The sequence below is a fragment of the Actinomadura sp. NPDC048032 genome (genome assembly GCF_040653175.1).
GTDB classification, from domain to species: Bacteria; Actinomycetota; Actinomycetes; order Streptosporangiales; family Streptosporangiaceae; genus Spirillospora; species Spirillospora verrucosospora.
This window is the reverse complement of sequence record NZ_JBEZJP010000050.1, coordinates 19,605-29,708: the sequence shown is the minus strand read 5'-3', so window position 1 is coordinate 29,708 and position 10,104 is coordinate 19,605. Positions and strand designations below refer to the sequence as shown.

Annotated in this window: 9 protein-coding genes and 1 pseudogene; 6 read left to right on the top strand and 4 right to left on the bottom strand. The window is 75.9% G+C overall.

The window, feature by feature from the left end; translation table 11 throughout:
- Positions 1-1,116 (top strand): annotated as a pseudogene (locus AB0C69_RS09990) (hypothetical protein); the annotation flags it as partial.
- Positions 1,117-1,268: 152 nt separating this feature from the next.
- Positions 1,269-2,384 (top strand): WYL domain-containing protein, encoded by a 1,116-nt coding sequence (locus AB0C69_RS09985; RefSeq protein WP_360352113.1) that lies wholly within the window; start codon positions 1,269-1,271, stop codon positions 2,382-2,384.
- Between the two features lie 33 nt (positions 2,385-2,417).
- Here AB0C69_RS09985 and AB0C69_RS09980 read toward each other — a convergent pair whose 3' ends face one another.
- Positions 2,418-2,966, bottom strand: coding sequence for an ATP-binding protein (locus AB0C69_RS09980; RefSeq protein WP_360352110.1), 549 nt, complete (start codon positions 2,964-2,966; stop codon positions 2,418-2,420).
- A 531-nt stretch (positions 2,967-3,497) separates the two neighbouring features.
- On the opposite strand from AB0C69_RS09980, the gene AB0C69_RS09975 reads away from it, so the two are divergent.
- Positions 3,498-4,382 (top strand): metalloregulator ArsR/SmtB family transcription factor, encoded by an 885-nt coding sequence (locus AB0C69_RS09975; protein WP_345183833.1) that lies wholly within the window; start codon positions 3,498-3,500, stop codon positions 4,380-4,382.
- Entirely contained in the window at positions 4,379-4,978 is a 600-nt protein-coding gene (locus AB0C69_RS09970) for a dihydrofolate reductase family protein (RefSeq protein ID WP_345183835.1), read from the top strand. The genes AB0C69_RS09975 and AB0C69_RS09970 overlap by 4 nt, the downstream gene beginning before the upstream one ends.
- A gap of 123 nt (positions 4,979-5,101) precedes the next feature.
- Here the strand turns inward: AB0C69_RS09970 and AB0C69_RS09965 are convergent, their stop codons facing one another.
- Together AB0C69_RS09965 and AB0C69_RS09960 are read right to left on the bottom strand one after the other, a co-directional pair.
- Entirely contained in the window at positions 5,102-5,302 is a 201-nt protein-coding gene (locus AB0C69_RS09965; protein ID WP_360352105.1) for a DUF3040 domain-containing protein, read from the bottom strand.
- A 57-nt stretch (positions 5,303-5,359) separates the two neighbouring features.
- On the bottom strand, positions 5,360-6,946 hold the full coding sequence (locus AB0C69_RS09960; protein ID WP_360352102.1) for a family 10 glycosylhydrolase: 1,587 nt from the start codon (positions 6,944-6,946) through the stop codon (positions 5,360-5,362).
- A 190-nt stretch (positions 6,947-7,136) separates the two neighbouring features.
- On the opposite strand from AB0C69_RS09960, the gene AB0C69_RS09955 reads away from it, so the two are divergent.
- Entirely contained in the window at positions 7,137-8,162 is a 1,026-nt protein-coding gene (locus tag AB0C69_RS09955; RefSeq protein ID WP_360352099.1) for an Rv2578c family radical SAM protein, read from the top strand.
- A gap of 36 nt (positions 8,163-8,198) precedes the next feature.
- On the opposite strand, the gene AB0C69_RS09950 is transcribed toward AB0C69_RS09955, so the two are convergent.
- Positions 8,199-8,978, bottom strand: coding sequence for an NAD(P)H-dependent oxidoreductase (locus AB0C69_RS09950; protein WP_360352096.1), 780 nt, complete (start codon positions 8,976-8,978; stop codon positions 8,199-8,201).
- Positions 8,979-9,129: 151 nt separating this feature from the next.
- On the opposite strand from AB0C69_RS09950, the gene AB0C69_RS09945 reads away from it, so the two are divergent.
- Positions 9,130-10,104, top strand: coding sequence for a helix-turn-helix domain-containing protein (locus AB0C69_RS09945; RefSeq protein ID WP_360352093.1), 975 nt, complete (start codon positions 9,130-9,132; stop codon positions 10,102-10,104).

Below are 10,104 nucleotides of genomic sequence, written 5' to 3'. Positions count from 1 at the left end.
GCTCCCGCGCCGGGGCGGGCGGCGGGGGAGGCGGAGGAGGCGCGATCCGCGGCGCGGGAGCAGGCCCCCGAGCCGCCGCCGGAGCGGGAGCCTGTCCCGGAGCCGGTGTGGCCGTCGGAACCCTACGAGACGCAGCTGGACACCGACGCGTTCCGCACCCAGCTCGATCCGGGCCCGGCGTGGCCCGGATCGGACGCGCCGCCGGGCCCCGCCCGGCCCTCCCCCGTCCCGCCCCCCGCGCCGCACGCGGACCTTCCCCCGCCCCCCGCGCCGGTGCCCGAGCCGCCGCCCCCGCTGCCGCCGGCGCCCGCGCCCGAGCCGGTCCCGCAGGTCGCCGAGGCCTACGGGATCCGGTTCCTGTGCGGCGCCGACGACATCGAGCGCGTCATCACCGAGGTGCGGCGGCGCGGCAAGTGGGCGCGGCGGCTGCGCGGGCAGGACGTGTCGAGCGCGTCGGCGCCGGCGCTGCTGCTGATCGGCGCGCCCTCCAGCGGGCAGCGGCGGCTGGCGCGGATGACGGCCCGCGCGCTGGCGGAGGTGGAGGCCTCCAGCGGCGAGGTCCACTCCGTCCACGCCGAGGACCTGCGCGAGCACGGCCCCGACGGGCTGCGCGCCGCGCTGGAGCAGCACGCGGGCCACGTCCTGCTGCTGGACGGCCTGGACGGGCTGATCCTGGACGAGTCGCAGGGCCCCGCCTACGCCTCCGTGCTGTACCGGACGCGGCTGGAGGGCGTGAACGACACGGCGCTGCTGGGCACCTGCGAGCCCGACCGCGTCGGGGAGCTGTCGGCGGCGTCGCCGGAGCTGGTGACCGACCTGCGGGCGGTGCGGCTGCCGGATCTGTCGGGCGCGCAGGCGCGCGCGGCGCTGGTGCGGCTGCTGGCCGAGGAGCGCAGCCTGCGCCTGGGGTCGGACGCGTGGGCGGTGGTGAACCGCGAGGTGGGTTCGCTGCGCCCGCGGGGCCGGCTGACCGGTGCGCGGCTCGTGGAGGCCTACCTGGACCGCGCCGCGACGCGGCATCTGGGCAGCGCGGAGGCCACGCAGGCGATCGGCAGCGCGCTGTCGCTGACGGCGGCCGACTTCCAGGGCCTGGCGGTGGAGCTGTCGGGCCGCTGACCCGCGCCGGGCGATCTGCCCGGCGGGGCGCGGCCCGCGACGCGCCGCGACGTGCCGCAGGATCCGGCGCGGGGTCCGAAACCCCGCGCCGGTAAGGGTTTTAAGCCCCTGCGGGAGGGTGTTTCGCGGGCGGGCGGGGTCACGATGGGGGCGTGGACCGCGTAGACCGGCTGCTGGCGCTCGTCGCGGAGCTGCGGGCGGCCTCGCCCGACCCGCTGGACCCGGCGGTGCTGTCGGCGCGGCTGGGGGTCAGCGAGCGGACCGTCCGCCGCGACCTGGAGCTGCTGAGGCACGGCGGGCTGCCCGTGCTGGCCCGCAAGGGCCGCGGGTACGCGCTGCCCGCCCCCGGCGCGCGCGAGCCGCTGAGCGAGGTCGGGTCGCTGATGGGCCCGGTGCACGACACGCTCGCCGAGGCGGTCCGCGCCCGCCGCGTCGTGCGGCTGGCCTACACCGACCGGGCGGGGGCGCGCAGCTTCCGCGACGTGGAGGCCCACGGCCTGGTCGTGGCCCCCTACGGGGAGTACCTGGTGGGGTGGTGCCGCATGCGCGACGGGCCGCGGATGTTCCGGCTCGACCGGATCGGGGCGGCGGTGCTGTCGGGGCGGGGCGCCGAGGTCCGGGACCTGGACGACCTGCTGGCGGCGCTGCGGGTGCCCTTGCCGCGCCCCGCGGCCGAGGCGGGGCCGCGGGGCCCGGCTGGCGCGGCGCGGGCGCGGGCGTGGACGCTGGATCGGCTGGAGTTCGTGCGGTCGCGGCTGCGGGACGCGGCCGCGCAGGTCCGCGGCGGCGAGGGCGCGGCGGCGCTGCGGGGGGTGCTGGGGCATCTGGCGGAGTGGACGCGGTGGCAGGCGGCCGCGATCCGGTCGGCGGCGACGGGCCGCGAGCCGGTGCTGGAGGGCCGCCCGCCGCCGTTCCCGCCGGCGTTCGGGCGGGACCTGCCCTACGACGCGCGGGAGCGGATGATCCAGGACGCGATGGCGCTGCGGTCGCTGGGCGATCTGGCGCGCGATCTGCAGCAGGTGCTGGAGGCGGTGGCGCACTGGGCGGCCGACTGCGACGACGCGTTGTGGGAGGCCGAGCTGCCCGATCCGCGCCCCTACGGGCCGCCGGGGCCGCCGCGCCCGCTGGCCGACCTGCTGGCGGGCTGGCGGGGCCCGCTCGCCCACATCGAGTGGCATCTGGACCGGCTGGCCGACGATCCGCCGCTGCCGCCGGAGGGCGAGGACGAGGACGTGTGGGTGGTGGACCGCTGCCCCCTGCAGGCCTGACCCCTGACCGGCCGGTGTCAGCGGGCCGGGGTGTCAGCGGGCCGGGTGCCGAGGGGTGAGGGCGGGGGCGTCGATGGGGTCCAGGTCGCGGGTGAACCAGACGGTCTTGCCCGGCGGCGCGGGCCGGGTGCCGAACTCGGTGGCGAGGGAGGCGACCAGGAGCAGGCCGCGGCCGGCCTCGGCCCAGTCCAGGACGGGGGGCGGCCCGGCGGGCACGCCGGGCGCGCGGGGGTCGGCGTCGCCGACCTCGCCGGTGAGGCGGACCCCGGCGGGTGCGGCCTCCAGGCGCAGGGCCAGGCGGACGGGCCCGGCGCCGTGCACGACGGCGTTGGCGACGAGCTCGTCCACGATGAGGACGACGTCGTCGACGTCGTCGGGGCCGGTGACGCACCAGCGGCGCAGTGACCGGCGGGTGAGCGCGCGGGCCTGCGCCGGGGCGCTGGGGCCGGCGGCCAGATCCCAGGCCGCCTCCGCGCCGCCGTCGCCATCGCCGTTCTCGCTGTCGTTTCCGGGGTCGTTTCTTATGTCGTTTCTGGTGTCCCCGCCCGCAGGCCTGGTGGTCCCCGTCCCCGTGGTGCGCACTGCCCCGTCCCCTCGTCTGTGCCGGGTCTGGCCGCCCGTTCGTGTGCGGTCGGTGCGGGCCCCGCGCGGCGACCCGCCGGTCTCCCCGCGTTTCCCCGCATCGACTCATATTCGTGGACGCTTCTCCCGGCGGGGCGGTGCACGGGCGCAGGCGACCCTCACCGCGGGGTGAGGTGAAGTTCACGTGCGGGGTGGCGGTGGAGGAGGCACTGGCGCGGAGCCGCTAGAGTGGGTGCGTCGGTGTGGCATGTGTCCCCCGGGCTCTACCTGATGCCTTCGGGGAATACCGCCGGTCCCATGCGGTCCGGGCTGGAGCTTCGTTGTGCCTTTCGCCGTGAGGCGACCACCACACCGGCTTGACGCCAAGGCCCCGGCGGGTTGATCCCGCCGGGGCCTTGGCGTTCGCCCCTCCTCGGCCCCTCCTTGCGGGCCGTCTCCGCCGTGCGCCCACTCTCACCCTCCTCACCCTCGTCCTCTCACATCCCAAATTATTCCTTGACAGGAATATTCGTCATGGGGAATGGTTGGGCCATGGAGGAGATCCTCAACGCCCTGGCCGACCCGGTCCGGTGGCGGCTCGTGGCCCTGCTGGCCGAGCGGCCGCGGCCGGTCGGCGTCCTGGCGCAGCTCGCCGGCGCGCGCCAGCCGCAGACGACCAAGCATCTGCAGACGCTGGAGCGCGCTGGCGTCGTCACCTCGCAGCGGGCCGGCCAGCGCCGCGTCTACGCGCTGCGGCCCGGTCCCCTGCGGGACCTGGCGGCGGCGCTCGGCCGCCTCGCCGACGACGCCGACCGGCTCGGCGGCGCGCACGAGACCTTCGACCGCTACGGGGCCGGCCTGGTGGCGGAGCGGCTCGCCGCGCGGGAGGCGGGGTGGGCCGACGGCCGCACGTTCGCCTTCGCCCGGTCGCTGCCGCGGGGTCCCGAGGCGGTCTGGCGGCACCTCACCGAGCCGTCGCTGCTGGCGGGGTGGTGGGCGCCGCAGGACCTGCGGGTGTCCGCGCTCGTGTTCGAGGCGCGGCCGGGCGGCAGGGTCGTCCTGGAGTACCGCGACGCCGAGGACGCCGGCGGGTCGGACGCGGTCGCCGGGCGCGCCGAGGGCGTGGTCGACGAGGTGCGGCCGGGCGAGCGCCTGTCCTACCGGTCCTCCCCGGTGCTGCCGGACGGGGAGCCGGCCTTCACCGCCCACGTCGATCTCGACCTGCGCCCCGAGGGCGCCGGCACCGGCCTGGACGCCCGGGTGCGGATCACCGGCAGCACGGTCGAGTCCGCGGACTTCGTCGCGGGCATCGAGATCGGCTTCGGGCAGAGCCTGGACAAGCTCGCGGCGGTCCTCGCCGCGGAATCTTCGCAGGGCACAGGGCACGACACCGAGTACGACACCGACCATGACGATGACTCAAGGAGCATGAGATGACCGGCACCACCGACCGCAGGGTGACAGCGAATCTGGCCCTGACCCTCGACGGGCGCTACCACGGCCCCGGCGGCCCCAGCGACTTCGGCTTGTTCGTCCCGTATGTGACCAGCGAGGTGGCCCGGGACCACCTCACCCGGATCCACGAGGGCGCCACGACGGCGCTGCTGGGCAGGGTCAACGCCGAGGGCTTCATGGGTTTCTGGCCGGCGGTCGCCGGGGACGCGGGCGCCGATCCGCGTGACCGCGGATACGCCAAGTGGCTGGTCGACACCGAGAAGGTGGTGCTGTCCACCACCCTGACCGAGGCGCCGTGGGAACGGACCCGCGTGGTGAACGCGCCCGCCGCGGACGTCGTCGCGGGGCTGCGAGCCGAGGGCGGGGGCGACATCCTGGTCAACAGCAGCGCCAGCGTCATCAAGCCGCTGCTGGCCGCCGACCTCGTCGACCGGCTGTACCTGCTGATCCTGCCCGAGATCGCCGGGGGCGGGGGGCGTCTGTTCGAGGACGGCCTGCCGTCGACCGGGTGGGCGCTGAGCCGCCAGGAGACCGGTGAGCTGGGCGAGATGGCCGTGATCTACGACCGCGTCCGCTGACGCGGCCGTGCCACGGTGGCCGCGGAGGCGCGCTCGTGCCGCCTCCGCGGCCACCGCGCGGGCGCGAAGGGCCTTTCCCGCGGGGCCGCCGGGGAGCCGGGGCGCGGGGCGGGCGGGCTGCCTCTAGAGGATCGCCGCGGCGATTCCGGCGGCGACCGCGGCCAGGACGATGATGACGGCGGCCGCGGCGAGGACGACCGTGCGTGCGCGGCGGGCGCGGGGGGTGCCGAGGCGGGCGAGGCGCTGGGCCAGCCGCGGGTCGTCCTCCTTCAGGCGGACCTCGATCTGGCTGAGGATCCGCTGCTCCTCCATCGACAGCGCCATGCTTCATACCTCCGGGGGGTGGTCAGGTGTGAGATTCCTCCCCACGGAGCATGATCATTATCCCTCGGGGGCGGTGGCCGTTGCGCCGCGTCCGGGGCGGCTCTCGTGGTGGAGGCGGTCCAGGGCGGTGACCGAGTAGGTGTAGGAGCGTCCGGGCTTGGCGGTGGGGTCGATGATGCCGCCGCCGCGGACGGCGGCGATGAGGCGGCGGGGGTCGACGGGCGCGCAGCCGGGCTTGGCGCCCTCGACGCGGTAGACGGCGTAGGAGGTGGCGCCCTGCGAGGCGCGCCAGGTGACCTTCACGCCCTTGCCGTCCTTGCCGGTGGCGGGGGCGGCGGCGGTGCCCTGGACGGGCGGGGGCGCCTGCCCGCCGCGCCGGGCGGGGACGGGCGGGACGGCGGGGCGGGTGTAGTGGTCGGCGCGGACGCGGGCGGCGGATCCGCGCCGGTTGGCGGCGATGTCGGAGGCGCTGAAGAACACGTCGCCGTTGATCTGCGGGTACTTGGCGTTCAGGGTGAGGTGGCGCGACAGTTCGTCGGGCTTGCGCCAGGCGGCGTCCTCGCCGACGCGGTAGGCGGCCTGCCCGATGGTCAGCTGAACGCCGGTGCCCTTGACCTGGCGGGCCCACCAGGGGGCGAGCTCGGCGTAGTCGGCGCGGGCGTCGCCGATGGGCCAGTACAGCTGGGGGGTGACGTAGTCGAGCCAGCCGCGTTTGATCCATTTGCGGGTGTCGGCGTAGATGTCGTCGTAGCTCTGCAGCGCGGCGGTCGGCGACCCGTCGGGGTCGCTGCTCTTGTTGCGCCACACGCCGAACGGGCTGATGCCGAACCGGACCCAGGGTTTGGCGGCGTGGATGCGGCCCGACAGCGACTCCACGAGGGTGTCGACGTTGCGGCGGCGCCAGTCGGCGCGCTTCATGCCGGCGCCGTAGGCCTTGAAGGCGGCGTCGTCGGGGAAGTCGCCGTCCTCGGGATAGGGGTAGAAGTAGTCGTCGAAGTGGACGGCGTCGATGTCGTACTTGGTGACGACGTCCATGACGGCGTTGGTGGCCAGCTCGCGGACCTGGGGCAGGCCGGGGTCGTACCACAGGCCCTTGCCGTACTTGCGGACCCAGTCGGGGTGCTTGCGGGCGGGGCTCTTGGGCGACAGCTTCTTCAGGTCGTCGTGGCGGGAGACGCGGTAGGGGTTGAACCAGGCGTGGAACTCCAGGTCGCGGGCGTGGGCCTCCTTGATCATGAAGGCCAGGACGTCGTAGCCGGGGTCCTTGCCCTGGGTGCCGGTGAGCCACTGCGACCACGGCTCGTAGGGGGAGTCGTAGAACGCGTCGGAGTTGGGGCGGATCTGGACGAACACCGCGTTCATGTTCATCGCGGCGGCGGTGTCGAGAAGGCGCGTGAACTGCCCGCGCTGGTCGGCGGCGGAGGCGCGGGGGTCCCGGGGCCAGTCGATGTTGCCGACGCTGGCGATCCACATGCCGCGCAGCTGGCGTCCCGCGGCGCCGTCGGGGGCGGGGACGGCCGGGCACTCGGCCTTGGCTCCCGGGGGGACGGCCCCGTCCTCGCGTCCGGTCGTGCCGCCGAAGGCGGTGATGCCGCAGGCGGTGAGCGCGCTCGCCGACGCGCCCGCCGCCAGCGCCGCCGCCACTTGCCGGGTCCTCGATCGCCATGCCATAGCGGCCCATTGTTACGCACGCGCCGGGATGCCATGCACGAAACGCGGCCGCCCGTGTGATCCCTCACCGTCCCGTTTCGCCTGATCCTCGCGTTGCGATCTTCGAACACGCGTTCCATACTGGCGGGACGCAACTTCGCTCACGTGTTCGAGGAGGTGGGGGGTGCGCTGGGATCACCTCCGGCTGGACGGGGACGACGGGCCGGCGCCGCCGCTGATCGAGCGCGGCGCGGTGGCGCGCACGTTCGACACCCCGGAGTTCCGCGGCATGACCTTCTACGAGGTGCGCGCCCGGACGGTCCTCAACAAGGTCCCCGAGGCGTCCCGCGTCCCGTTCCGCTGGACGGTCAACCCCTACCGGGGCTGCACCCACGCGTGTTCTTACTGTTTCGCCCGCAAAAGTCACGAGTATCTGGATTTTGATGCGGGTGCGGACTTCGACTCGCGGATCGTGGTGAAGGTGAACGCCGCCGAGCGGGTCCGGGCGGAGCTGGCGGCGCCGCGGTGGCGGGGCGAGCACATCGCGATGGGCACCAACGTCGACTGCTACCAGCGGGCCGAGGGCCGCTACCGGCTGATGCCGGGGATCATCACGGCGCTGGCGGAGGCGGCCAACCCGTTCTCGATCCTGACCAAGGGCTCGCTGATCCTGCGCGACCTGCCGCTGCTGGTGGAGGCGGCGGCCCGCACGCGGGTCGGCGCGGCGGTGTCGGTGGGGTCGCTCGACCGTGACCTGGGGCGGGCGGTGGAGCCGGGCGCGCCGCCGCCGCGCCGGCGGCTGGAGGTGTGCGCGGCGCTGAACGAGGCGGGCATCGGCTGCGGGGTGCTGATGGGCCCGGTCCTGCCCTACCTGTCGGACTCCCCCGCCCAGCTGGAGGCGGCGGTCCGGCAGATCGCCGACGCGGGCGCCACGTCGGTGTCGGCGATCACGCTGCACCTGCGCCCCGGGGCCCGCGAGTGGTTCCTGTCCTGGCTGCGCGAGCACCACCCCGGGCTCGTCGTGCCGTACGCGCGCCTGTACCGCGGCGGCGCCTACGCGCCGCGCGAGTACCAGGAGCGGATCGCGCGGCGGGTCCGCGACCTGGCCGCCGAGTACGGCGTCGGCGGCCGCGCGGCGCACCGCCGCTCCCCCGCCCCTCCGCCTCCTCCCGCCGCGCGATCCCGGCCGGAGCAGCTGACTCTCCTGTGACACCGCCTCCCCCCGCCTCCCCCCGCCTCCCCCCGCCTACGCCGCCGGGGAGGGGCGGCGGTGGACGGCGAGGTCGGTGCGGCCGGGGGCCAGGTGGGGGCGCAGGGTGAGGTCGTCGGTGTAGTCGCCGCCGCGCTCGCTGCGGTAGGCGATGGGTTCGGCGGTGGGCAGGGCGTGCAGGCGGGCGTCCAGCGCGGCGGCGGCCGCGGTGTGGTCGGCGGGGGCGGCGCGGTCGGCGCCGGTGATGACCAGCGGCGGCAGGACGTCCATCCCGGTGTAGAACAGCGTGCCGTGCAGGAGGGGGAACAGCAGGTCCTCGGCGGCGCCGTGCAGACCGCGGGGGCCCAGGCCGCGGGAGCGGGCGCCGGCGGTGGTGACGACCAGGGCGCGGCGCCCAACCAGGCCGCCGTCGCCGTAGCGCCGGGTGCGGCCGGAGCGGTCGGTGACGCCGAACGCGAAGCCCTGGACGAACACGCGGTCGAACCAGCCCTTCAGGATGGCGGGCATCCCGTACCACCACAGCGGGAACTGCACGACCAGCGCGTCCGCCCAGCTGATCTTGTCGTGTTCGGCGCGGATGTCGGGGGCCAGGGCGCCGGCGGCGTGGGCGCGTTCGGACGCGGCGCCGACGATGAGACGGTCGGCGGGGTCGTGGCCGAAGTCGGCGGGGCCGACCACGGGGTTCCAGCCCATCGCGTACAGGTCGGAGTGGCGCACGCGGTGGCCCTGGCGGCGCAGGGTGGCGGCGCCGTGGTCGCGCAGCGCGCCGTTGAGGGAGCGGCCGTCGGGGTGGGCGAAGACCCACAGGACGTTCACGGAGCTGCCTTCCTTCCCGGTGTGCCGGTCTTTTCTGTGCCGGTCTTTTCTGTGCCGGTTTCTTGGTGCCGGTCGGTGTGGTGTCGATGCTGCCGGGCGCGCGGCGGTCGCGGTGAGTGGCCGGTGGGCCATGGTGTGCAAGGATCGGGCCATGGCGGGCGGGGTCCACCGGGTGGCGGTGCTGGTGCGCGAGGGCGTTCTGCCGATGGAGCTGGGGATCGTCCATCAGCTGTTCGGGCAGGCGCGGTCGGCGCGGGGGGCGCCGCTGTACGAGGTGGTGTCGTGCGGGGTGGAGCCCGGGCAGGTCCGGGCGGACGCCGATTTCGCGGTGGCGGTGCGGCACGGGCTGGAGGCGCTGGAGGTCGCGGACACGGTGGTGGTGCCGGCGTCGCACCTGCTGGACGAGAGCCGTCCGGGGCAGGGGCCGGTGCCGGGGGCGCTGGCGGCGGCTGCGGGGCGGGGCGCGCGGGTGGCGTCGGTGTGCACGGGCGCGTTCGTGCTGGCCGCGGCGGGGCTGCTGGAGGGGCGGCGCGCCACGACGCACTGGCTGTCGTGCGGGCGGCTCGCGGAGATGTTCCCGGGTGTGCGGGTGGACGCTGCGGTGCTGTTCGTCGACGAGGGCGCGGTGCTGACCTCGGCGGGCGAGGCGGCGGGCATCGACCTGTGCCTGCACATGATCCGCCGCGATCACGGCGCGGCGGTGGCGGGGGACGTGGCGCGCCGCACGGTGGTGCCGCCGCACCGGGAGGGCGGGCAGGCGCAGTTCACGGCGCTGCCGGTGCCGCCCGCGGGGGCGTCCTCGACGAGCGCGGCGCGGGCGTGGGCGCTGGAGCGGCTGGACCGGCCGGTGACGCTGGCGCAGCTGGCGGCGCGGGCGTCGACGAGCGTGCGGACGTTCACGCGCCGGTTCCGGCAGGAGACGGGCGTGTCGCCGCAGGTGTGGCTGACGGCGCAGCGGGTGCAGGCGGCGCGGCGGCTGCTGGAGGAGACCGACCTGCCGGTGGACCGGGTCGCCGAGCGGGCGGGGTTCGGGACGGCGGCGTCGCTGCGGGCGCACCTGCACGCGGCGATCGGGGTGTCGCCCTCGTCCTACCGCGCGACGTTCCGCGGCCCGGGCGGCGCCTGA

Coding starts and splice junctions, on each gene's coding strand:
- AB0C69_RS09965 (WP_360352105.1), bottom strand. CDS start 5,302: ATGGCGCTGTCGATGGAGGAGCAGCGGATCCTCAGCCAGATCGAGGTC.
- AB0C69_RS09970 (WP_345183835.1), top strand. CDS start 4,379: ATGACCGGCACCACCGACCGCAGGGTGACAGCGAATCTGGCCCTGACC.
- AB0C69_RS09945 (WP_360352093.1), top strand. CDS start 9,130: ATGGCGGGCGGGGTCCACCGGGTGGCGGTGCTGGTGCGCGAGGGCGTT.
- AB0C69_RS09975 (WP_345183833.1), top strand. CDS start 3,498: ATGGAGGAGATCCTCAACGCCCTGGCCGACCCGGTCCGGTGGCGGCTC.